This window comes from Helcococcus bovis (assembly GCF_046035835.1).
GTDB classification, from domain to species: Bacteria; Bacillota; Clostridia; order Tissierellales; family Peptoniphilaceae; genus Helcococcus; species Helcococcus bovis.
The window spans coordinates 16,094-40,198 of sequence record NZ_JBFNGB010000006.1; the positions used below are offsets into that span (position 1 = coordinate 16,094).

A 24,105-nucleotide genomic window follows, 5' to 3' on the forward strand; every position below is an offset into this window, starting at 1 on the left:
ATTACTCTACTATAATATCAAAGATTTCTAATGTTTCAAGTGCTTTTTCAACTAATTCATCTATATTTAATTTAGCTTCTTCAGCTTCAATATCATAAAGTCTTGGTTTTGTTACTGGACGTTCTGGAGCAAAAAATGAACAGCAGTCATCATATGGTTCGATTGATATGTCATAAGTGTCTATCCATTTTGCTTTTTCAATTATTTCAGATTTATCCATATTTATTAATGGTCTAAATATAGGCAATCTTGTAGCATCATTTACAACTGAAATTGATTGAATTGTTTGGCTTGCAACCTGTCCCAATGCTTCCCCTGTAACAAATCCATCAAATCTGTATTTTTCAGCAAGTTTTTCAGCAATTCTCATCATAAATCTTCTAGAAAGAATTGTTGTAAATCTTTCTCTACAATTTTTGTTTATTGAAGTGTAAATATTTAACATATTGATTTCAAAATATCTTATTTCCCCAACATATATTGACATTTGTTTTGCTAATCTACGTGCTTTATCTTTAGCTCTTTCACTAGTAAATGGGTAAGAATGGAAATGTATAGCACCTATTTCAACTCCTCTTCTAGCCATTTCAAATCCAGCTACAGGAGAATCTATACCACCTGATAATAACAATAAAGCTCTACCACCAGTTCCTATTGGTAAACCACCTATTGTAGAATGTTTTTCTAAATAAACATAAGCTCGCTGTCTAATATCAACATGAACTTGAACTTCAGGATTTTTAATATCTACATGAAAATTATCAAAATGACGTAAAACCATTCCTCCAACTTTTGCTGCTATTTGCATTGAATTCATTTCAAATGATTTATCAGCTCTAACCGCAAATGCCTTAAATGATTTTTTTTCTTCATAATTTTTATCTTTTATTAATTCAATTATTGATTTTTCAATATCTTCAAAGTTTTTTTCGCATTGAATACATGGATAAACATATGATAATCCAAATACCATTGTTGATTTTTCAATAATTTCCGGAAATTGTTTTGTATCCAAAACTTCTATAAACAATTTTTCATGATCTAAAAAATGTTCTCCAATATTAAATCCATGTAATGCCTTCAAAACTTGTTTAATTGAATTATTTATAAATTTCTTTCTATTTTTTCCTTTTAACATTAGCTCACCAAAGCTAACTCCTAATAACCATCTCATCCTAATATTCCCCTTATTATTTCAACTTTTTCATTTAATTTTTTTACAAACTCTACAGCTTCATCCATTGTAGAATTTTTTGATAAAGAAATTCTAATACATCCTTCTTTATATTTTTTATCTACATTTATAGATTCCAAAACTCTACTTCCCTTATCTTTACTACAAGCAGATCCAGTAGAAATATATATATCATCCATTTCTAAGTAATGAAGTAAAATTTCAGCTCCAATTTTTTCAAAACATACATTCAAAATATATGGAGAAACATTTTCAACTGGTGAATTAATCACAACTCCGTTCATACTTGATATTTCTTTTCTTAGATACTTATTAATATTTGAAATGTCAACAAAATTATTATCTAATTGAGTAGCTTTTGCAAATCCAATAATTCCCTGAACATTTTCAGTACCTGAAAATAGATCAGCTTCTTGACCACCACCGAAATACAAACTATTAAAAGTTTTAACATTTTTTATATATAACGCAGCAATTCCTTTCGGTCCATTTATCTTATGTGAAGATATAGTATAAAAATCAATATTTCTTAAATCAACATCTATTTTATTAAATGCTTGAATTCCATCCGAATGAAACAGAACTTTTGGATTTTCATTTTTACTAATTTCTGCTAATTTATTTATATCATTAATCGTTCCAAGCTCATTGTTTACATGAATAATTGATACCAATAAAGTATTTTCATCAATTTTTGAAATTAAATCATCTTCATTCACAAAACCAAATTCATCTGTTTTTACTATTCTAACTTCCATTCCAGAATTTTTCGCAGAATTAAAAATACAAGCATGCTCAATACTCGAAATAACAATATTTTTATCTTTCATCTTAACAGAATTTATAACTGAATTATTTGCGATAGTTCCACTTGGAACAAAAAATAAATTTTTAGAATTAATATTTAATTTTTTAGCAATACTTTCTCTTGAATTTTTTATTTCCTTTTCAACATTAAAACCTAAACTGTGTAATGATGATGGATTTGCCCAATATTTTTCATACGCTTCATCAACAACATTCTTAACAATTTCATCCATTTTTGTAGTCGATGCATTATCAAAATATATCATAAATTACCTTCTTTGTGTTATCATAAATCTATAGAATATTATAGCATAAATAAGGATACATAATGTACAATCTAACAAAATCAATTAAAATAGAAAATTTAGATGAAAATTCAATAGTATTAGATATAGAAACCAATGGTGTATCTAGAATTCATTCTCAAGTTTATGTGATCGGTTTAATTTATCAAAATATTTTTTATCAATTTGCTGTAGAAAATGATAAAGAAGAAGAAAAATTATTAAATAAAGTTTTCTCATTCCTAGATAGTAAGCATATAATAACGTTTAATGGTAAAAATTTTGACATACCATTTTTAAAAGCTAGATATGAATTTTACGGAATGAAACCTTTTGAAGAAAATTCTCAATTTGATATTTATAGATATCTTATTTCAAATAGATTAATCACAGATTATAAACAATTTTCTTTACAAGATATTGAAAAATTTAATCAACTTGAAAGACATGAAAATTTTGAAATTGATGATGATGTTAAATTTTATAAAGAAATTGAGAATATAGATATTAGTAAAGTTCTAATACATAATCAATACGATGTTATAAATACTGCTAAATTACTTAATTTAATAGAAAAAATTGAAGAAAATAAAAAATTTACTATTAATCTTAGTTCAGAAATGAAAACAGTAAAAATTTCTAATCTAATTATAGAAAAGGACTTTTTACAAATAAACATAAAAACTAGCTATAATTCTATAGATTATGCATTTGAAAACGAAAATTACACTATAAATTGGAACAAACATGGAATTAAGATAAAAATAAAGGTTATTGAAGGTTATGTATCTGATAACATAAAAGCTTATGTGTATATTAATCCATATAATAAAATAAAAGATGAAAGTAGATATAATTTACAAGATGAATTCATTGTCATATTTGATACAAAATACTATCTAAACAATATTAAAAATATTATAAAAAACATAATGGAATTTGAATTTTACAAAAATTAAATCCCCTTAATTATTTGAACTTTATTAAAAATTTAGCTAAAAAACAAATTTTAATAAATTTCACAAAATAATAAGGGGGTTTTGTTTTATTTTTCTATTTTTTCATAAAATATTTCTGACAATAAAAGTACTTCTGGAATACTCAAAAACTCTGAGCTTATTTTTATTTCATAAATATTTTCATTATATTGATATGCAAAATATGCCACTGAAGAAAAATTATTTCCATTATTATTTTTCACAAATACTTTTCCTATATTTTTAACCTCAACAGTTTTTAATGAACTATCTTTATTCCTTAAGTCATTAAAAAATTCTTCAATTGTATTAAAATTTGTCTTTAATGAAATATCAATCCTATAATCATATCCCACACCATTTACAATATGGTTAGCATTCCCATTAAATATTATTGATTTAGACTTATTATTTACATAATATCTAATATTATTATCAAATTTTTTTATATTTTCAGTAGAAAATTGATCCTCAAGAAATTTAATCACACCTGTTCTAACGTCTTTAACTATTATATTTTCATCTTTTTTTTCATTTTTAGAATTTTTAGCATTTTCATTTCTTAACTTTCCAAACTGTAAATCTGCTTCAGTAACTCCTTTTAGATTTTTAGAATCAAATTTCCCTGTCGCACTACTTGTTTGATCTGTTGTAACTTCTTTATTTCCCACACATGCAGTTAATAAAAATATAAAAGTTACTAATAAAATAAAATTTTTCTTTTTCATAAAACTCCTATCTATAAAAAAATCCTCTAATCAATCGATTACAGGAAAACAAATAACATATTAAAATAAAAAATCCGTGATAAACTCACAGATTACTTTATATGGTGGGCCATCATGGACTTGAACCAAGGACCTACCGGTTATGAGCCGGCCGCTCTAACCAACTGAGCTAATGGCCCCTATAAATTAGGATGGTGGACCTGGATGGACTCGAACCATCGACCTCACGCTTATCAGGCGTGCGCTCTAACCACCTGAGCTACAGGTCCATAAAAAAATAATTGGCAGGGGTAGAAGGACTCGAACCCTCGGCATTTGGTTTTGGAGACCAACGTTCTACCAACTGAACTATACCCCTAAGGTTATTAAGTTGGTTAAATTGGTGCCTGGAGCCGGAATTGAACCAGCGACACACGGAGCTTCAATCCGTTGCTCTACCTACTGAGCTATCCAGGCTAATTCTCTTTCAAAATACAGAAGTGCTTATGGCGGAGAAAGAGGGATTTGAACCCTCGCGTCCCGTGAAGGACCTACTCCCTTAGCAGGGGAGCCTCTTCAGCCACTTGAGTACTTCTCCAAAGTTGGCGGAGGAGGTGGGATTCGAACCCACGCGTGCTTTCACACAAACGGTTTTCAAGACCGCCCCGTTATGGCCACTTCGGTACCCCTCCGTACCTTAAGAATATAATTTATAAAAAAATGGTGACCCGTCGGAGGCTCGAACTCCGGACACCTTGGTTAAAAGCCAAGTGCTCTACCGACTGAGCTAACGGGTCATATTTGGCTGGGGTACTAGGACTCGAACCTAGGAAATGCAAGAGTCAAAGTCTTGTGCCTTACCGACTTGGCTATACCCCATTATGGCGAACCTAAGAGGATTCGAACCTCTGACACACGGCTTAGAAGGCCGTTGCTCTATCCTGCTGAGCTATAGGTCCAAGTTGGAGCGGGTGAAGGGAGTCGAACCCTCGCAACCAGCTTGGAAGGCTGGGGCTCTACCACTGAGCTACACCCGCGAATTTGAATAAACCTATAAAGTTTAATTGGTGGAGGAGAGTGGATTTGAACCACTGAAAGCGAAGCTAACGGATTTACAGTCCGTCCCCTTTGGCCAACTCGGGAACTCCTCCATTTTTGGAGCTGGTGAGAGGACTTGAACCACCAACCTATTGATTACAAATCAATTGCTCTACCGATTGAGCTACACCAGCGTATTATTTATTCAATTCAAAAAAAATATAATTGGCGACCCGAAGGGGGCTCGAACCCCTGACCTCAAGCGTGACAGGCTTGCATTCTAACCAGCTGAACTACCGGGCCAATTAATAAATTATATATGGTGGGCGTTATAGGACTCGAACCTATGACCCCCTGCTTGTAAGGCAGATGCTCTCCCAACTGAGCTAAACGCCCATATATTTGGTGACCCTACCGGGATTCGAACCCGGGTTACCGCCGTGAAAGGGCGATGTCTTAACCGCTTGACCATAGGGCCACTATGTGACTTAATTAGTATACTATATCATCACTCTCTTGTCAAGTTTTTTATCATTACTTCTCTCAAGCGACTATTATATAATACAATAAATTAATTAGTTTGTCAATACTTTTTTTCTTATTTTTTTTATAACTTCAAGCGACTTTTTTATATTACATTAGTTTTTTTATTTTGTCAAATTTTTTTTATTATTTTTTTAATATACTTCTTAATCCCCTCCATTAAGGTATTTTTTTTCGTATCTTCTTGAATTTTAATTACTTCATTGTAGCTGCATTTTGTATCTGTATTTATGATTTCTATTAACATATTTTTAAATCCTTTTATTGTATAATATTCTGAATTTAAATATGAGTTAATTTTAAACAAGTTATTTAAATTATCATTTAAATTAAAATTTATATCAACTAATTGATTTCTGTATAAATCTTTAACGTTATAATATAGTTCACAATACGGGTCAATCATAAAAAATACATTATTTTCTTGATCTAAATAAATATCTTCTTTATTCAGATATATATTTTTACTTGTTATCATATATTTTTCTAAATTAGATAAAGCTTCTAAAATTTTCAAAAATACAACCAAAAACAATTTGTAATCTACTTGTCCTCTAAATTTATTCTCTAATGAAATTTTACCATCTATGTTAAAATCAATATTATTATCATATATTTTAAATTTTAGTAAATTATCTATTGTATTTAACTCAATCATTTTTAATATTATATTTTCACTTTTATCAACAAACATTAATTCCTTAATCATATATACTCCTCATCAATTTTACCATTACATATTTTTCATTCTGTTTTACAAAGCTTATACCATCTATATTAAATGGATATAATTTTCCATTGATTTTTTCTAACATATTATTATTTTTGTCTATTATATAATCTTCATCATTTATTTTTATTATCCCGACTTTACTACTAAAAGATTTAGCTTCATCATACATAAATTCAATTTTCACATTAAATTCCTGATCAATAAAACCCCATTTTCCTTTATTTTTAACAGCTATTAAATCTCCATAATCAAAATCTATTTCATCATATTCTTTTGAATATTTTTCATCCTTTATATCATAAAGTTTATATTTCATACCATTTTTCACAATTATTTTATTATTATATATTGCATTATTCCTACCGTCTTTTTTGAAATCATCTCCATCAACTTTTTTCATTACTTCAAAATTTTGATTTATTATTTGAATTCCTTTATCTATAACTACAGCAATATCATTTTGAAAATTACTCGCTTGTTTATAATCTTTAGATTTTATTTCACCTGTTTGAATAGCATATTTATATTTATCATTATTTTTTACAACAACAAATCCACTTTGAAAGTTATAATCATTTTGATTAAAAAATTTGCCTCTTACAACTTTATTTTCATCAATTAAAACACTTCCTTTTTTATCACTGACAGTTATAAAATTATTATAAAATCCATAAATTTTATCATATTTAGTACTTATTATTTTTCCTAAGTTATTTATCACTTTCCATCCACCACTATTTACAATAAACCTATCCTTATCTTGCACTATATAATCAACATCATCATAAAAATTTTCTAAATAAATTATTTTTCCATAATATTTTTTATTAAATTTTTCATATACAATCTTATCACTTAAATTCATATATTTATTATAATTTTTATAATCTTTTTCTTTTATAAACTTATTTAATATTCTTTCTTGATTTTTAATTATAGTTTCATGGTCAAAATTTATACTATTTAAATAATTAAATGCTTCTTTATAATTATTTAATTCTAAATAACTTTCAAATATTTTGTTTCTAGTGTTTTTATCACTTTTTACATCTTCAGATTTTTTATAATTTTCTAATGCATCTATATAAATTTGATTTTCAAAATACATATCACCGTTTTTTAAATACTGTTTTGAAACACTATCATTTTCATAGTCTTTTTTTATTGCTAAAATCCATAAAAATATCGCTAAATATATTAATATTAAATTTATTAATTTATTCATAACACCCCCATTAATAAAATATATGATAAAGTTACAAAAGGAACCATAGGGAATGTGATTTCACTAGTTTTATACTTAAAATAAAGTATTATAGAAAATATAAAAATTAATATTGATACAACAAATAATAGTTGCCCTGTAAATTCATAGCCTTTATTTAAGTAAATCACCATTAATAATTTCACATCCCCCATTCCTATTTGAGATTTAATTCCTGAATAAAATATTAAAAGTATAAAAAAAACTATTGTGAAATAATCTAATAGAGTAATTTGAATATTAAAATTAAAATATCTTATAGAAAATATTAATAGAATTAGATTTAATGAATTTGGAACAATCTTATCTTTTATGTCAATAAAACTTAAAATTAACAATATTGAAATTATAAAATAGTTAACATTATCATATATATTATAATTTATAAAATTGGCAAATAATAAGAATAAAAAGATGTGTTTATAGTTTGTATACTTTTCACGTTTCATATAAAATGAATAAATTAAACTAATTATCATTGAATGCTTTCTCCATATATCTTATTTCCACAGGAATAATTTCATTTATCTTATTTATATATTCCTCTACATTGCTAATTTCTTTAGCTTCTTCAGGTAAAATTAAAATAAATTTCTTTTTAGGATTTTTTATTTTAATATTTTCTCCTGTAACTGATTGTATTTCTTTATACTTTAGTAAATCTTTTTCAAATTTATTTTTATAAGTTTTTATTAAAGTTAAAAATTCATTTTTAACTTCAAACTTTTTGGATTTCTTTTCAGAATAAAATTCATCAAAAATATTTATAGAATAAACTTTTATCAGTGTATTCGTTGATTTATCAAATAAATCAAATCCCTTACCTGTTTTAAGTTCTATAACACTTGAATTTTCTCTTATATTTTTCGCAAAATATCTTCCACGTTCAAAGTTTGTTTTATCCCAAATAGACTTATTTTTCTGTTTATTATAATTAACCGTCCATGTATCTACTAAAAATTTTTGTTGAATATCATTTTTATATGATAAAAGCCCAAATTTACCTATTTCATTTATATACTTCAAGTTTAATTCTAATCTATTTGAATTTTCTAAAAATTTAGAATTAAAAAATTCAATTCCTGTTATTCCATCAATAATAGTTGATGTACTTAAATTAAAATTTTTAGAAATATCTTTTAATTTATTAATAAATATATTTTTTAATAATTTATTGTAAATTATTTTCTTAAATTCTCCACTAATATCATTTTTTATTAATCTTTTTAAATCTTCTAAAATATTTTTGAAATTTTTCGCACTTACTTCCTTCTCTAAGCCATTTCCAATTATATTTTCATACTCTTTTATATCAAAAGTTGTTGTTTTTAATTCATTAGAATACTCAAATTTATCCACAACTTCAATATATGAGCTAAATTCCATTCCTGTTTCAAATAATGCTTTTCTAGTTAAAGATTCAGTCATAATACTAATAGCAACATTATTAACAATAAAATATCCTATTACAAATAAAATAAAAACCAAACTAGCTTCAATAGTTAATGAACCTTTACTTAAACACTTCTTCATATAATTTATTTACTTTTTCCTTATTTTTAGATCCAACTAATATAATTACTGTTCCTAAATTTTTCCCTTTTATATATTTAAATAACTTGTCTTTTCTTTCAAACTCAATATTTTTTTCATTATATAATTTAGGTAATTCGTCAGTCATTTTAAAATCATCATTCCTATAAAAATTTAATGATTCCAAAACTTCTTTTTCTATATCATTTGTTTCTATTTTTTTATACAATATAAAATTTTGAATATCATTATAATAATCCCCATATACTCCTTTTTTCCTTAGCCAATCATCGGGTAAATAAACATCAACTCCTGATATTTTTCCCTTAAATTCAAATTCAGATTTTTGTTCATATTTTTCTTGATTTTTACAAGCAGTAAATATCAAACATACTATAAGAAATATAAAAATTGTTTTTTTCATTAATATCCTCCAGAAATATCTCTTTTTATGTCATCTATTAAAATATATTTTTTTAATAACCATGTATTTACAATAATTTTTGTATCAAATGATATATTTACTATTAAATTTGTTATATCAAATTCAGGATTGATTTTTTTTATTTCATAATCAATTAGTAATCCAATTCTCCTAATGATATTTTCCCTATCTCCACTTGATAATCTAATAAACCCTAATAAAATTAAATAATCTTTATACTTAAAACTCATTCCACTTGTACTTCCCTTCGTTTTAATTTCTCCTTCATATCCTAATTTATTTATATAAGCGTCTATATAATTATTAACTTTTTCTTTTTGTTCTATTTTATTTTTATCAAGTGTTGTATTGATTTTATTTTTCAATTCAGAAGAATATTTGCTAGTAAAATTAATTATTTTCGATTCTATATTTTTAGTAATTTTTTCAAAATATTTATCAATAGAAATTTCATTAATTTTATCAACAATACTATTCATCTCATCTTTAACATAATTTAAAATTTCTATTTTTAATTTTTTTATTGTTGAATTATCAGTATTAATTTCGTTTTCAATATTACTTATAATATCATTTATATTAGATTGAAATTCTTCATTTTCTAAATTAATTGAATTAAAAATAGCCATTTGTATTGGAGAAAGTATTTCTGAAATTATAGATTGACTTACACCATCAATTGTTTGATTTATGAACTCATCCATATTTTTGTTTAATTTATCAATTTTATCATCCGTATAATCTGATATTGTTTCATAAATATTATCTATAGCAGAATTTGATATATCTTTTATATTATTACCTAAAAGTTTTGGTAATCCTTTTATAGAAACACTCCAATTAGACTTGTTCTTAAAAGCTTCTAAAGAGTTATCTGAATTCAAAGTTTCTAAATCTATAATACTTTCACCAAAACTCATAGATGCAAGTATCAAAGACCTAACTAAAGGCACACCAAATCCTGTAAATCCAGAAATAGCGACTGCAGCAATATTAGCTTCATTAATCAAATCAGAATTTGTGTATGCATATATAGAATTTAATATAAATCTTATTCCAAAAATATAGTTATTTACATTAGATTCATTTTTACTTAAGCTATCATTTCCAAAAAGAATATATTCTATTTGATTATTAAATTCTTCTTTATTTTGTAATTTGTGACTAAATTTTTGGACGATATATTGAGAAATTAAAATATTTTCAAGACTTTTAGACATATTTGAAGGAAATAAATTTGATATATTATTTAATATATTTTTATAATTAGAGATACTATTTTTATTTTTGATATTAAAATCATTAGATGCAGAAAAGTCTATAATTTTATTCTTATTTTCAACGTTTATAAAATCTAATAATGAATTATTAGTTCTTGACTTACCAACTTGATTTAAATTTTTCCCAAAATTTTCTAATTCTTTTTTACTACTTTTAGCTTTTGACTTTTTACCTGAATTTTCTTTAGATTTTGAATTATTAATTGCAAATTTATAAAGTTTAAAATTTCTTAGACTTGGTAATTTTTTTATATTTTTAACATCAAAATTTCCAAGATTTATATCAGACAATTTTGAAATATCTATTTTATAAACTTTGTTACTTGGATCTAATAAAGTTATCATTTGATCAAAAGTAGATTTTGTATCAAGTAATTTTTTCAACAATTTATCAATATTTTCTTTTGTAAATCCAAATTTTGTAGATTTAAAATCTGAATTAAAATTGTTTTTAACTTCAGATTTTTCCATGTTTTTAATTGATTCACCCCAAATATTAAGTTTTGATTGTAAAACATCTGAAGAACTACTCAAAATTTTTAATGATGAGATCATTTCGTTATATATAACATTTAGGACTGAAATATCTGATCTTAATTTAGAATTTGAAGAATTATACTTTTTAATTAAATTTTTAATTTCTGATTTTTTAGAATTTTCTAATTTATCAAATTTTTCTTTGAATTTTTGCCGATTTGTTAATTTAAATTTTGAGCTTAATTCTCTTTTAAAATTTTCCAAATTTTTATTAATTTGAAAAAATTCATTATTAATTTTTCCAAATTTTTCATCATATTGTTTCATATATTTCACTAAATCATCTAAATTTTCATTTACCTTTGAATACTCTTCTTCATAATCTAATTTTTTATCTAAAACATGATTAAAAGTCTTAGTATTCTTTGTAATATCTATAAGATTTAGAACTCCCTTACTTAGCATATATGGGCCTTTTAGTTTCATATAATCAACAATCTGTTTTTCTAAATTAGAGTTATTTAATATATAATCCGATTCTCTTAAATTTAAAGTAATGGAGTTAATTTGAGAATTATAAAATTTACTTTTATCATTTTCTATATTTTCAATTAAAATATCATTTATATAAGCTGATAAGTAATCATTATTATAATTTATACCAAATATATTAAACTTTTTATATAAATCTCTATTATATAAAGATAATGCAGAATTTAACGCCTTTTCATTTGCTATTTGTAAATGTGTTTGCGAAGCAGCTATTTTTACAACATCTATTGTTAATATCGCAAAAGAATACACAGGAAGAATTATTAGAGCTAAAAATATTGAAATTATCCCTTTAGATTTGTATATCATTTTTTTATTTTATTTTTTATATTGTCAGCTAAACCACTAATGCTATCAAACACTCCACTTAATGTGTACTTTCTAAATTTAACATCTTTTATATCATTTAATACTTCTTTAGTAAAATCAAATTTTCTCATAATATCAGATGGATAAATTTTTTTTGTACTTAAAAATTTATCATCTTTTTTATACACAGCAATTGAATTATTAAATATATTTTCATTTATATTAAGTTTGATTTCATCAGTTGTGAACTTTTTAGAAAAATTTTGTAAGTTTATTTCAGTTTTACTTATATCTTCTTTGTTAATTCTTTTTACAATTTCAAATTCATTACTTGTTTTATATAATAATTCTCTACTTTCCACATATGATTTTTCAACAATTAATCCTGCGGAAAATGTTTTTATAGAAATAATAAATAAAATGCTTAAAAATAAAAGTAATGCTGGAAATACTATAGCCGATTCTATAAATTGAACTCCTCCTTTATGATTTTTTATAATTTTATTGAAAATTATTAATATCATTTTCTAATCTCGTAAAAATTGATTTCAACAAATTAGTTAAACCATCTTTGAATATAACAGCTAATATTATAACTACCAACAGTATTAGAACTATCGCTATCATATTAACTTCTCCTTTTTTATTTTTTACAAAAGAATTATAAATTTTTTTTAACATTTTTCCTCCTATGCTACATTTAATAAAATTGGTATCATTACCATAAGTAAAATTCCTATGAAAATAATTATATTAGGAATTAAAAGTTTTCTATTCGCTTCTTGTGTTTTCAAAATTAAATCATTCTTTCTAAATTCATTACTATCCTTTTTTATCATAATTAATACATCCTCTAAATCATCACCTCCCTTCTCAAAATTTTGTACAATATTTCCTATAAATTTTCTAATCAATAAATCATCTGTTCTTGATAAAATTAAATTATAAGCTTCTATTTCACTCATTCCATTTTTTATTAATGAATTTACTAGTTTTAATTTTTCCACAACTTCCCCACTTGAATTATTAATTATAAACTCAATCGAAACTCTTAGTTGTATTCCGGAATTTATCATTAAAGATAATCTTGATATAAATGCCGGTAAATCATTTTTAAATTTTTTCTTTTGTTTTTCATACTTAATAATTTGAGAAACATTTATATAATAATTTAATGTAAATATAAAAATTATAAATAAAAATAATAATAGGATATTATAATATACTGAAATTAGAATTAAAAATAAAAGAATTAAATTATATATAATACAAATTTTCATACTTAAAAATAATATTTCTTGGTACTTTAAATTATCTTCACCATATAAATTCTTCATAGAAATTTTTAATTTTGTAGATAAAAGTTTTGAAAAAAATCCATAATATCTATTTACAAAATAATTGAACGGTAAAATAAAATGATTTATAATTTCAGAATTATAACTAAAAGTATCCTTAAAAGATATTATCTGTTTATAATTTATAAAATGGTATATACTTGATACAAAAATAATGATTGTAAATAAAGTTAAAAATATATATTTTATATTACACCTCCAAGTTTACAATTTTATTACCTAAATAAAAATCGAAAATAAAAGAAATAAATACAGGGATTCTAATTAAATAATCTGAAAATCTTAAAGTATTTGTTGAAGAATTATTAACTAAAAGTAATACGAAAATTGGTAAAAAAATCATAATTAAAAATTCTTTTTTAGAATTATCTACAATCGTTGATAATTCCAACTCCAGGCTTATATTATCTGATAACATATTTTTACTATTATTAGTTATTTTAGATAAATCAATTCCCATTTGAATTGATAAAATTAAACTATCTATAAAAATATCTACTTCTTCTAAATCAGCTTTTTGTTTAAAATCTCTTAAAGCATCGGTTATATTTTTCCCATTTTCAATATCTAAAACTAATTCATCAAGATATTTAACTAAATAAGTGTTATCATGAAAAATATTTTTTATTTCCTTTGATGTTTTTTTTAATGAATTATAAAAATTTTCACCCGAAATAATATTAGAATTAAAAATATCTAAAAATTCTCTAAACATTATCCTTTTTAATCGTAAGTTTTTTTTCTCAAATATTTCATATATGTTTTTATAAAATTTTAAGGAAATAAAAATAGAAAATATGGATGAAAATAAAAACGAATTGAAAAATATATACGTATATAAAAAAATAATCGTGAAAGATATAAAATAACTTATAATCTGCTTATTTCTCATCTCTTATCCTTTCTATTTTTTCAATATTGATTAATTCTCCTATTTTATTAAGTTTATCTGTTTTATAATCATATTTATAAATTTGATTTATTAATGTACTACCATCATCCGTCTGTATAATTTCTGAAATTTCGACTACTCTTCTTTTTAAATGATTAACTCTTTTCAACTGTATTATAATTTCAATGGATGAATTTATAAGCCTTTTTATAGCTTCTAATAGAATATCATCACTTGCTCTAAGAACCATAGTTTCCAATCTTGATAATAAATCTTTTCCAGAATTAGCGTGAACTGTAGTTAGCGAACCTTCATGACCAGTTTGCATGCTTTGTAACATGTCTAAAGATTCATCAGCTCTAACCTCCCCAACAATTATCCTATCAGGTCTCATTCTAAGTGATGTTTTAATTAATTCTTTAATAGTTATTTCACCTTTTTTAGAATTATTTGAATTTCTAGTTTCTAAACTTATCAAATTATCTTTATTGATTAAGTTAAGTTCTCTAGAATCTTCTATTGTTATTATCCTCTCATCATTTGAAATAAATTCTGAAATGGCACTTAAAAAAGTAGTTTTCCCAGTAGATGTACCTCCACTTATAATTAAATTATACTTTGCCTTTATAATTTGATTTAGAAATTTTGCAACATCATTATCTATAGTTTTATATAAAATTAAATCATTTATTGTGATCCCCTTATTTGAAAACTTTCTTATAGTCATAGATGGACTGTTTTTAGAAATCGGTGGAAGGACAATATTAACTCTAGATCCATCATATAATGTAGCATCAACTATTGGACTAGAAACATTTACTTCTCTCCCAGCATCTCCTACTATTTTTTGAATAATCCTATTATAATGTTCATCATCAGAAAAAGTATATTTACTCTTTATCATCTTTCCTTTATATTCAACAAATATATTATTAAAAGAATTTACCATAATTTCATTAATGTCTTCATCTTCTAATAATTTATCTATAATGCTTAATCCACGGTATTCATATTGTAAATCTTTTATAGTTTTTCTAATTTCATCGATATCTACATTAATTTTTTCATCATTACAATAAGTTAAAATAGCATTATTAAAATACTGATTAAGCTGATTATCATTTAAGGATATAATTTCGTAACTTTTCACATATTTTTTTACTTTTGTATAATCTATCATAATAATTCAACCATTTTTGATAAAGAATTAATTTCAATTATCTCATTATTGAGTTTTATGTTATATCCGGATTTTATTGGTCTTATTTCTATTATTTTTTTTATATTATTGGTAATGTTAAGAATGTTAGTTATATTTTGGATATTTTTTGAAATAAAAATTTCATCTGAATTTATCGGAAAATAATATATTATTATATCTGAATTTTTTAAGATTTCTAAATTTCTTTTATTTAGACTAAAACTTAAATCCATGATTGCAAAATTATAATTCATATTTTTTATAGTATTTAAGATCTTTTTTATATTTTCGGTTTTATTAGTTTCAATTGGTATAGAAGAAGCCCCTATATAATCAATATTTTTAGATTTATTTACAGCAATATCTCCACTATCATCCACAAACAATAATGATTCTAATCCTATTTCATTTTCTACTAAACCATAATCATAAAAATAATTACAATTTACTAAAATTGATCTATATTTTTTATTAAACTCCTTATACAAATCTTCCGCTAATAAATTATTTGATCGATTTTCAGAAATATTTACAAAGGAAATAATCTTTATTTCTTCAGAGTAACTATTTATTAATGAATATTTTTCACTTATCATTTCGTAAATATTATCTACATTTTGATACTTTTCTGATTGACTCATTAACTTTACAACGTTTTTATTCTCTTCAACAAAAAAATCAGTGATGTATATAGATTCTGTATCATCTCTATTGTAGTTCTCTACTATAGAACACCTAATATCATCATAATAGTTTAACAATTTGCATAAATGCTGTGAATACACAATATCCAGCATATATAATTTTATATTTTTCATAATTTACCTCCTTATGTTTATATAAATATAATAACATAATTTTTAAATTTGTAACTGTCATTATTGTTACAAAAATTTAATATTTTTAAAATTCTTTGTAATTAAAAAATAGAGGAAAATTTAATTTACTCTCCTCTATTTTTTATTTTATTTATTATAAAATTTTAAGTTTATCTTTTCAACAATTTTTTCAACAGTAAATCCAAAATATTCAAATGCTATATCTGCTGGTGCAGATATTCCAAATGTATTCATTCCTACCAATAATCCATTTAATCCTATATATCTGTACCATGTCTTTTCAGATGAAGCTTCTATAGCAACTCTTTTTGTTATATTTGATGGTAATATAACATCTTTATATTTTTCTGTTTGTTCCTCAAATAACTCAATCGAAGGAACAGAAATAACTCTAGAATATTTTCCTTGATCAAATAATTTTTCAGCTACTTTATAAGCAAGATGAACCTCTGAACCTGATGCCATTAAAATTATTTCAGGGCTATTTCCAAATTCTTTTAATACGTATGCTCCATTAAATAAATTAATTCCTGTATTTTCAATTGATGGTACAGTTTGTCTTGTAAGAATTAAATTAATAGGTCTATCTTTTGATTTTAAAACATATTCCCACGCCGCTGCTGTTTCTCTATTATCAGCAGGTCTTATAGTAATACAATTAGGTATTGATCTTAACATTGGAAGTTGGTCAATAGCCTGATGTGTTGGACCATCTTCCCCCAACCCAATACTATCATGAGTGAATATATTAACTACTTTTTGATGCATTAAAGCAGATAATCTTATTGCTGGTTTCATATAATCTGCAAAAGATAAAAATGTACCCGTGTATGGCAACAATCCTCCATGTAAACTTATACCATTTGCTATTGCAGCCATTGAATGTTCTCTAATTCCATAATGAATATTTTTCCCAACAGGATTTTTCTTTGAGAAGAATGTTTCATCTTCTATTGTAGTATTATTTGATCCTGCTAAATCAGCAGATCCTCCAAAAAACGAATCAAAATGTTTTGCTATTTTATTTAACACAACTCCAGAAGAAGCTCTTGTTGCTAAATCCTTATTAAATTCATAATAATCTTTTTCGTTAAAAAAATTAAAATCATAAGTATTATTAATAGAATTTATAAATGATTCATATTTGTCAGGATACTTAAATTTATATTGATTTAGTAGTTTAATCCATTCATCTTCGTAAATTTTATGTTTTGATATAGTTTTACCTAAGTATGACTTTACATCATCACTTATAGTAAACATTTCTTTAACATCATATCCTAATTTCAACTTCATTTCTTCTATATCTTCTAATTTTAATGGATTACCATGAACATCTGATGTATTTTCTTTATTAGTTCCATATCCTATTTTAGAATGAATTTCTATTAATGTTGGTCTTTTACTATCTTTTTTAGCATCTTCAATAGCTTCTCTAATTGCATTAATATCATTTGCATCTTTTACATCTAATACCTGCCAGCCTAACGCTTCATATCTTTTTGCAACATTTTCAGAAAATGCTATTTCAGTTGTTCCATCAATCGTAATTTTATTAGAATCATACAACATGATTAATTTTCCAAGTCCTAATGTACCCGCTAAAGATGATGCTTCATTTGACACACCTTCCATCAAACATCCATCACCAGCTAACACATATGTGTAATGATCTATTAATTTTATTTCTTTTGTATTATATTTTGCAGCTAAATGTTTTTCCGCCATTGCAAAGCCAACAGCATTAGCAACACCTTGTCCTAATGGTCCGGTTGTAACCTCAACACCATCTGTGTATCCATATTCTGGATGTCCCGGTGTTTTTGAGCCCAATTGTCTGAAATTTTTTATATCCTCCATACTTAAATCAAAACCAAATAAATGTAATAAAGAATATTGTAAAGCTGATGCATGACCTGCTGATAAAATAAATCTATCTCTATTAAACCATTTTGGATTTTTAGGATTATATTTCATTACATCATTATATAAAACATATCCTATTGGAGAAGCCCCTATTGGAGTCCCCTGATGTCCAGAATTTGCTTTTAAAACCATTTCTGCAGATAATACTCTTATCGTATCAATAACTTTCTTTTCCATAATATTCCTCTCTAAAATTACACTAAATTTTTATAAAATATACGGGAGATATGACAATTTTCATTTTCTCCCGTTATATAAAATTATTTCATAGATTTTTTATATTTTTCCCAATCACTTAAAAAATCATTAATTCCTTTATCCGTTAAAGCATGATTCCATAATTTAGGGAATAATGTTCCAGGTATTGTTGCAATATGTGCTCCTGCCTTTGATGATTCCTCAACATGAGCTAATGTCCTTACAGATGCAGCAATAATTTCCGATTTGAAATTATACATATCTATTATATATCTCAAATCTTCAACTAACTCTATACCGGATTTACCTAAATCATCTATTCTTCCTATGAATGGACTTATATATGTGGCTCCGGCTTTCATAGCTAACAGCCCTTGAGCCACTGAAAAAATTAAAGTGCAGTTAGTTTTTATTCCTTCTTGTGATAAAATTTTAATTGCTTTTAATCCTTCTTCAGTCATCGGAATTTTAACAACAATATTATCTGCCCATTTAGAAATTATTCTAGCTTCTTTAACCATTTCTTCAGATGTTAAACCTATAACTTCTGCAGAAACCGGTCCCTTTACAAGTGAACAAATATCTTTGATTACTTCTTCAAAATCCCTTCCTTCTCTAGAAATTAGTGTAGGATTTGTAGTAACCCCATCTACCAAACCTAGATCGTCTATTCTTTTTATTTCATCAACATTTGCCGTATCTAAAAAAAACTTCATATTATCTCCTTATCAATTACTGTCCATAATAAGCATTTTTACCATGTTTTCTATAATAATGTTTATCTTGAACTCTTTTTGGTGTTTTTTCAGCATTTGGATTTATCAAAATTGTAAAAGTAGCCATTTTTGCAACTTCTTCCAATACAACAGAATTATGCACCGCATCAAAACAATCTTTCCCCCAAACAAATGATCCGTGATTTTTCAATAAAACAGCTGGAGTTTTTGTAAATTCTTTATCTTTCATATAATCAACTATTAATAATCCTGTGTTTTTTTCATAATCATCATCAATCTCTTCTTGAGTTAAATTTCTTAAAACCGGTACATCGCTATAAATATAATCTGCATGCGTAGTTCCAAAACATGGTATATCTATCCCGGCTTGAGCCCACGAAGTAGCATATGGAGAATGCGTATGAACAATACCTTTAACTTCTGCAAATTTTTTATAAATTTCTAAATGCGTTTTTGTATCTGATGAAGGTTTTTTTTCACCTTCAATTATTTCTCCATCAAGATTAACTAAAACAATATCTTCAACCTTTAATTTATCATAATCAACACCACTTGGTTTAATAGCCACAATTTTACTTTCTTCATCAATTTCACTTACATTTCCCCAAGTAAATTTCACTAAATCATATTTTGGAAGAAGTAAATTAGCCTCATAAACTCTTTTTTTCAATTCTTCAAGCATAATCCCTCCTATTGTAATATTTACCAAGAATATTTTTTGCAAACTTACATTGTTCATTTATGATTTCTATATAATTATCTTCTCCTAGATACCAAAATTCAGTAACGAATCTATTCACCTTTAATTCATGTAATTTTTTAAATATTTTTTCAAAATCTACATTTCCATCACCAAAATGCATATTCCTATATTTACCTGGAACAGTTTCTTTTATATGAAAAGCAAATATTTTACCTCTTCCGGTATCTATATCTTCTAAAATATCTTTATTATATTTTATTGCAGCATTATTTAAATTACCACAATCAGGATACACACCTAAATATGGAGAATTAATTTCATCTACATATTCCATAGCTTTTGAAACTGTATCCATAAATTCAGTTTCCATTGTTTCAAAACCTAATAACATTCCTTTAGCTGATGCAATTTCAACTATTTTTTTTAAATTATCTTCAAATAATTTTTTTGTTTCAGCATTACCATTTTCATAGTAAACATCATATCCTGCTAATTGAATTATTCTTACTCCTAATTTTTCCGCTAAATTAATAGCTTTTTCTGCAATAATTATACTTTTAGCTCTAGTTTCTTCATCTAAAGACCCTAAAGGATATTTTCTATGTCCACTTAAACACATTGATCTTATATGAAAATTTGTTTTCTCCATAACACTAATTAAACTATTAATTTCTTCTTGAGACCAATCTAGTCTACCTAATTTTTGATCAGTTTCATCTATGCTGATTTCTAAAAAATCATATCCTGCAGATTTTGCAATATTAAACTTTTCTTCCCATCTTAAATCAATAGGTAAAGCTTTCTCATAAAGTCCTAATTGATATTTCATTTAGTCCTCCAAAGTATAATATGTAACTGTATTTGTTTCTCTATTAGCTGATATAACTCTTAACTTATTATTATAAATATAAGATGTAACATTTGCTGTTCCAATTTCACTATCAATATCAATTCGATCAAATGTATTAGTAGTATCATTAAATTTCAATGCAAATAAATCTCTTTCTCCTCCACGATGACCGATAAATAATATAGGTTTATTATTTATAACTTGTACATTTAATGCATGTAAAAATCTTAAAGGTTTTTTGTATGAATAAATTTTCTCAAAATTATTTTCACTAATTTCTTTATATATATCTAAATGATCTCCATGAAATTCAGAAAATGTTACTAATTCATTTTTACCATCACCATCTAAGTCATAAAGCAATGAATCAGATGTTGATTGATCTAAAATTTTTTCTATATTCCATTTACCATTATTTATCGGAGGAATAACCTTAAATACACCATTTTCTGATGTAATTAGGGCATATTCTTCACCGCTACTTACTTTATAAAACCCATGATTTTTTGTTAAGTTATCTTTCAAAACTTCAAACCCTAATTGATTTTCTCCATTAAATTTATCTAAATTTTCAGGTAATTTAGCAACATAAATTTTTCCTGGTTGGTTCCAATCATTTTTAAAATCAAACCCACTTTTTATTGTACATGCAATTAAAAAGTTTTCTTCACCATTGCTCAAAACATCAAATCTATGAACAAAAGGTAAAACAGCAATTACATTAACTTTCCACCTTCCATCAACTTTTTTTACTTGAACAATTTTTGCATCATATCCATCATTTGGTGAATAAAATTTATATGTGGTTAAAAAACTATTTTTTTGATTTGGTACAGGGATAATTGACATTACCCCTCCATATTCCTCTACAATAGTTTCCTCATATTTACCATTTGCATCAAATAAGTTTAATGGCCCATTTTTTTCAGTACCAACTATAAATTTTAATTTTCCGTCAACAATAAAATTATTAACAGAATAAGCTTTCTCCATTTCCGCAATTATTTGTTTATTGAATTTCATCTACAGCCTCCAAAATAACATTTAGAAACTCTTCTCTTGTTTTTGCATCTAAAAGTTTTTCAACAATCTCTCTTTTTTCCAATATAGATCCTAATTGACATAATAGTTCTAAATGACTATTACTATCTTTAGCAGATAAAACTATCAATAATTTTACTGGATCATTATCTAATTCACCAAATTCAATATCATTTTTTAATGTAGTGAAATATAATTTAGTTTCTATCGCTCCTTCCTCAGGTCTTGCATGAGATAATGCAACATTTTTAGCTATAACTATATATGGACCAAATTTTAATACACTATCTATCATTGCATCTATATATTTTTCTTCAATAATATTTCTTTCTACTAATTTAACTGATGCTTTTTTTATTGAATCAACCCAATCTTTGGAATCTATATTTAATTCTATATCATCTATTGTTAAATTTTTTAAACTATACATTACTTCCTACTTTCTAAATATAAAATTAATTTGAAATTCCCGCTTCAACTAATTTAGTTTTTATTTCATCTAATGATAATATATTTTTAATTCCTATGACTTTAACTCCTAAATTTTTAGAATCATCAAAATTTTTTTCAAAAGCTAAACTACAAACGACAACATCAAAATTCCTTGATGAGTTCTTTCCTTCTGATAAAGATGTATGAGAAACATCAGCTTTTATATTTAAATCAGAAAATGCCTGTTTAACTTTCATTTCCATTAATAAACTTGTACCTGCTCCATTTGCACAACAAACTAAAACCTTCATTTTTATCTCCTATTTATTTTTATTTTTTTTATATTGTTCATAGTCAGAAGTTATTAAAAAATAATTTTCTTTATCTTTTTTATATTGTAATTGAGGTATAATCAATAATACAATAGTAATTACTCCAACTCCAATATATCCTAAATATTTCATTATTATTGTAAATGCTGGCCATACTGTTGCCCAGTCAAACATTCCTAAATATCCTCCATGTAATGATAATCCAACTAATGATGCAATAAATGCAGATCCAAATACTTGAATTAATCCACTTAAAAATGGAGTTATAATTGCAGCTTTTAATCCACCTTTATTATTTGCAAACACACCAATTGTTGCATTATCGAAAAATACAGGCACGAATCCTGCTATTACAATTGTAGGACTCTTTAGTAAAATTAAAGTTATTATAGCTAAAAATTGACCTAAAGCCCCAAATAAAAATCCTATTGTTATTGCATTTGGTGAACCAAAGCCATAAACTGCAGCACAGTCAATTCCTGGAACAGCACCTGGTAACAATTTATTAGAGATACCTTGGAATGAAACTGTAAGTTCTGTAACGAATGTTCTAACGCCTAATTGTAATATTGCTAAATATACAGCAAATTGCAATGCTGTTGTTAGTATGTAAAACACAAATGAATCACCTTGTTTTAAGAATTTTGCAGCAATTAAATAGTCTTTACCTAAAATCATCAAAATTATTCCAAAAAATGCTGTCATTAACAATGAAGTTGAAACCATATTATCATTAAAAATAGACAACCAGCCTGGTAATTGGATATCTTCTAACTTTTTAGAATTTTTTGATTTTTTACCAATATACTCTGATAATTTACTCATAAAATAAACACCGAACATTTGTTGGTGTGCTAATGCGAAACCTGCACCATCAGTAACTTCTTGAGTAGGTTTTATCGTTAAGTTTGAACCTACTGCCCAATATGTACCTAGCAAAATAGCCATTATAATTAGCATTGGTGTATCTCCAAGTCCAGGAAATGCATATAATATTAACCAAAAGGCTGTTGCTGCTTGTTGCATTTGTACATGCCCTGTTGTAAATACAGCTCTTAATTTTGTAAACTTTTGCAATCTAACTAACACTAAATTAAATATAAAAGCTATAAGAAGAAGTATCATAACTTGGGAGAAAGATCTCCCTATGTTTGTCATTGCGGATTGAACAGCATTTTGACCAAAATATGGGTCAATAACCATAGCCGACAGATTAAATTTTTCTTTTAATCCAACTAAAATTGGTCTGAATGTTGTTACCAATCCACCAGATCCTACAGCTAAAATAAAATATCCCACGGTAGCTTTTATAAATCCACTTAAACTATCATACCAAGGTTTCTTTAATAAAATATATCCTAGTAGGACCATAAACCCTATTAAATAAGCAGGTTTTGTTAGTATATTAAATACTATAAATTTCCATATCATTTCTAAATATTCCATATTTTT

Annotated in this window: 24 protein-coding genes and 15 tRNA genes; 1 reads left to right on the forward strand and 38 read right to left on the reverse strand. The window is 25.2% G+C overall.

What is annotated here, in order from left to right:
• Position 1 precedes the first annotated feature (1 nt).
• Complete coding sequence (gene thiI, locus ABGF48_RS02805) at positions 2-1,174, reverse strand: tRNA uracil 4-sulfurtransferase ThiI (RefSeq protein WP_408104840.1); 1,173 nt, start codon at positions 1,172-1,174, stop codon at positions 2-4.
• Positions 1,171-2,268 (reverse strand): cysteine desulfurase family protein, encoded by a 1,098-nt coding sequence (locus ABGF48_RS02810; RefSeq protein WP_408104841.1) that lies wholly within the window; start codon positions 2,266-2,268, stop codon positions 1,171-1,173. Before ABGF48_RS02810 ends, thiI begins: the two co-directional genes overlap by 4 nt.
• 62 nt (positions 2,269-2,330) lie before the next feature.
• Here ABGF48_RS02810 and ABGF48_RS02815 point away from each other — a divergent pair, with 62 nt between their 5' ends.
• Positions 2,331-3,245, forward strand: coding sequence for a ribonuclease H-like domain-containing protein (locus tag ABGF48_RS02815; RefSeq protein ID WP_408104842.1), 915 nt, complete (start codon positions 2,331-2,333; stop codon positions 3,243-3,245).
• Positions 3,246-3,331: 86 nt separating this feature from the next.
• On the opposite strand, the gene ABGF48_RS02820 is transcribed toward ABGF48_RS02815, so the two are convergent.
• From ABGF48_RS02820 to ABGF48_RS02995, 36 genes are all read right to left on the reverse strand, one after another.
• Positions 3,332-3,991, reverse strand: coding sequence for a hypothetical protein (locus ABGF48_RS02820; protein WP_408104843.1), 660 nt, complete (start codon positions 3,989-3,991; stop codon positions 3,332-3,334).
• 102 nt (positions 3,992-4,093) lie between these two features.
• Positions 4,094-4,170, reverse strand: a tRNA-Ile gene (locus tag ABGF48_RS02825).
• 13 nt (positions 4,171-4,183) lie between these two features.
• Positions 4,184-4,260: transfer RNA gene (locus ABGF48_RS02830), tRNA-Ile, on the reverse strand.
• A 13-nt stretch (positions 4,261-4,273) separates the two neighbouring features.
• Positions 4,274-4,349: transfer RNA gene (locus ABGF48_RS02835), tRNA-Trp, on the reverse strand.
• A 22-nt stretch (positions 4,350-4,371) separates the two neighbouring features.
• Positions 4,372-4,447: transfer RNA gene (locus ABGF48_RS02840), tRNA-Phe, on the reverse strand.
• A 30-nt stretch (positions 4,448-4,477) separates the two neighbouring features.
• Positions 4,478-4,568, reverse strand: a tRNA-Ser gene (locus tag ABGF48_RS02845).
• Between the two features lie 5 nt (positions 4,569-4,573).
• Positions 4,574-4,662 (reverse strand) — tRNA-Ser (locus ABGF48_RS02850).
• Positions 4,663-4,691: 29 nt separating this feature from the next.
• A tRNA-Lys gene (locus tag ABGF48_RS02855) sits at positions 4,692-4,767 on the reverse strand.
• 5 nt (positions 4,768-4,772) lie between these two features.
• A tRNA-Gln gene (locus tag ABGF48_RS02860) sits at positions 4,773-4,849 on the reverse strand.
• 3 nt (positions 4,850-4,852) lie between these two features.
• Positions 4,853-4,929: transfer RNA gene (locus ABGF48_RS02865), tRNA-Arg, on the reverse strand.
• A 4-nt stretch (positions 4,930-4,933) separates the two neighbouring features.
• Positions 4,934-5,007 (reverse strand) — tRNA-Gly (locus ABGF48_RS02870).
• 28 nt (positions 5,008-5,035) lie between these two features.
• A tRNA-Tyr gene (locus tag ABGF48_RS02875) sits at positions 5,036-5,121 on the reverse strand.
• A 5-nt stretch (positions 5,122-5,126) separates the two neighbouring features.
• Positions 5,127-5,202 (reverse strand) — tRNA-Thr (locus tag ABGF48_RS02880).
• A 32-nt stretch (positions 5,203-5,234) separates the two neighbouring features.
• Positions 5,235-5,311, reverse strand: a tRNA-Asp gene (locus ABGF48_RS02885).
• A 17-nt stretch (positions 5,312-5,328) separates the two neighbouring features.
• Positions 5,329-5,404: transfer RNA gene (locus tag ABGF48_RS02890), tRNA-Val, on the reverse strand.
• Between the two features lie 7 nt (positions 5,405-5,411).
• Positions 5,412-5,486 (reverse strand) — tRNA-Glu (locus tag ABGF48_RS02895).
• Between the two features lie 177 nt (positions 5,487-5,663).
• Positions 5,664-6,260, reverse strand: coding sequence for a DUF6382 domain-containing protein (locus tag ABGF48_RS02900; protein ID WP_408104844.1), 597 nt, complete (start codon positions 6,258-6,260; stop codon positions 5,664-5,666).
• Positions 6,253-7,509: a WG repeat-containing protein gene (locus ABGF48_RS02905; RefSeq protein ID WP_408104845.1), complete on the reverse strand. Its 1,257-nt coding sequence runs from the start codon at positions 7,507-7,509 to the stop codon at positions 6,253-6,255. Before ABGF48_RS02905 ends, ABGF48_RS02900 begins: the two co-directional genes overlap by 8 nt.
• Positions 7,506-8,027, reverse strand: a complete 522-nt coding sequence (locus ABGF48_RS02910; protein WP_408104846.1) for a prepilin peptidase — start codon at positions 8,025-8,027, stop codon at positions 7,506-7,508. Before ABGF48_RS02910 ends, ABGF48_RS02905 begins: the two co-directional genes overlap by 4 nt.
• Positions 8,017-9,081, reverse strand: coding sequence for a hypothetical protein (locus tag ABGF48_RS02915; protein ID WP_408104847.1), 1,065 nt, complete (start codon positions 9,079-9,081; stop codon positions 8,017-8,019). The genes ABGF48_RS02910 and ABGF48_RS02915 overlap by 11 nt, the downstream gene beginning before the upstream one ends.
• A complete protein-coding gene (locus tag ABGF48_RS02920; RefSeq protein WP_408104848.1) occupies positions 9,062-9,505 on the reverse strand; it encodes a hypothetical protein in 444 nt (147 codons plus the stop codon). Before ABGF48_RS02920 ends, ABGF48_RS02915 begins: the two co-directional genes overlap by 20 nt.
• Positions 9,505-12,144, reverse strand: a complete 2,640-nt coding sequence (locus tag ABGF48_RS02925) for a DUF5702 domain-containing protein (RefSeq protein ID WP_408104849.1) — start codon at positions 12,142-12,144, stop codon at positions 9,505-9,507. The genes ABGF48_RS02920 and ABGF48_RS02925 overlap by 1 nt, the downstream gene beginning before the upstream one ends.
• The gene (locus ABGF48_RS02930; RefSeq protein ID WP_408104850.1) at positions 12,141-12,668 is read right to left on the reverse strand and encodes a hypothetical protein; all 528 of its coding nucleotides are present in this window, start codon (positions 12,666-12,668) and stop codon (positions 12,141-12,143) included. Before ABGF48_RS02930 ends, ABGF48_RS02925 begins: the two co-directional genes overlap by 4 nt.
• The gene (locus ABGF48_RS02935; protein WP_408104851.1) at positions 12,646-12,825 is read right to left on the reverse strand and encodes a Flp1 family type IVb pilin; all 180 of its coding nucleotides are present in this window, start codon (positions 12,823-12,825) and stop codon (positions 12,646-12,648) included. The genes ABGF48_RS02930 and ABGF48_RS02935 overlap by 23 nt, the downstream gene beginning before the upstream one ends.
• 8 nt (positions 12,826-12,833) lie before the next feature.
• Positions 12,834-13,481 (reverse strand): type II secretion system F family protein, encoded by a 648-nt coding sequence (locus tag ABGF48_RS02940; RefSeq protein WP_408104852.1) that lies wholly within the window; start codon positions 13,479-13,481, stop codon positions 12,834-12,836.
• A gap of 211 nt (positions 13,482-13,692) precedes the next feature.
• Positions 13,693-14,217: a type II secretion system F family protein gene (locus ABGF48_RS02945; RefSeq protein ID WP_408104853.1), complete on the reverse strand. Its 525-nt coding sequence runs from the start codon at positions 14,215-14,217 to the stop codon at positions 13,693-13,695.
• A 166-nt stretch (positions 14,218-14,383) separates the two neighbouring features.
• Positions 14,384-15,574, reverse strand: coding sequence for a CpaF family protein (locus ABGF48_RS02950; RefSeq protein WP_408104854.1), 1,191 nt, complete (start codon positions 15,572-15,574; stop codon positions 14,384-14,386).
• Positions 15,571-16,413, reverse strand: coding sequence for a hypothetical protein (locus ABGF48_RS02955; protein ID WP_408104855.1), 843 nt, complete (start codon positions 16,411-16,413; stop codon positions 15,571-15,573). Before ABGF48_RS02955 ends, ABGF48_RS02950 begins: the two co-directional genes overlap by 4 nt.
• A gap of 147 nt (positions 16,414-16,560) precedes the next feature.
• Positions 16,561-18,537 carry a transketolase gene (gene tkt, locus ABGF48_RS02960; RefSeq protein WP_408104856.1) on the reverse strand — a complete coding sequence of 659 codons (1,977 nt, stop codon included), beginning with the start codon at positions 18,535-18,537 and terminating at the stop codon, positions 16,561-16,563.
• 83 nt (positions 18,538-18,620) lie between these two features.
• Positions 18,621-19,274, reverse strand: a complete 654-nt coding sequence (gene fsa, locus ABGF48_RS02965) for a fructose-6-phosphate aldolase (RefSeq protein ID WP_408104857.1) — start codon at positions 19,272-19,274, stop codon at positions 18,621-18,623.
• Positions 19,275-19,290: 16 nt separating this feature from the next.
• On the reverse strand, positions 19,291-19,977 hold the full coding sequence (locus tag ABGF48_RS02970) for an L-ribulose-5-phosphate 4-epimerase (RefSeq protein WP_408104858.1): 687 nt from the start codon (positions 19,975-19,977) through the stop codon (positions 19,291-19,293).
• Positions 19,970-20,827 (reverse strand): L-ribulose-5-phosphate 3-epimerase, encoded by an 858-nt coding sequence (locus ABGF48_RS02975; RefSeq protein WP_408104859.1) that lies wholly within the window; start codon positions 20,825-20,827, stop codon positions 19,970-19,972. Before ABGF48_RS02975 ends, ABGF48_RS02970 begins: the two co-directional genes overlap by 8 nt.
• Positions 20,828-21,871: a hypothetical protein gene (locus tag ABGF48_RS02980; protein WP_408104860.1), complete on the reverse strand. Its 1,044-nt coding sequence runs from the start codon at positions 21,869-21,871 to the stop codon at positions 20,828-20,830. It lies immediately after the preceding gene.
• Positions 21,858-22,319 carry a PTS sugar transporter subunit IIA gene (locus ABGF48_RS02985; protein WP_408104861.1) on the reverse strand — a complete coding sequence of 154 codons (462 nt, stop codon included), beginning with the start codon at positions 22,317-22,319 and terminating at the stop codon, positions 21,858-21,860. Before ABGF48_RS02985 ends, ABGF48_RS02980 begins: the two co-directional genes overlap by 14 nt.
• 25 nt (positions 22,320-22,344) lie before the next feature.
• On the reverse strand, positions 22,345-22,632 hold the full coding sequence (locus tag ABGF48_RS02990) for a PTS sugar transporter subunit IIB (RefSeq protein WP_408104862.1): 288 nt from the start codon (positions 22,630-22,632) through the stop codon (positions 22,345-22,347).
• A gap of 9 nt (positions 22,633-22,641) precedes the next feature.
• Positions 22,642-24,099, reverse strand: coding sequence for a PTS ascorbate transporter subunit IIC (locus ABGF48_RS02995; protein ID WP_408104863.1), 1,458 nt, complete (start codon positions 24,097-24,099; stop codon positions 22,642-22,644).
• Positions 24,100-24,105 lie beyond the last annotated feature (6 nt).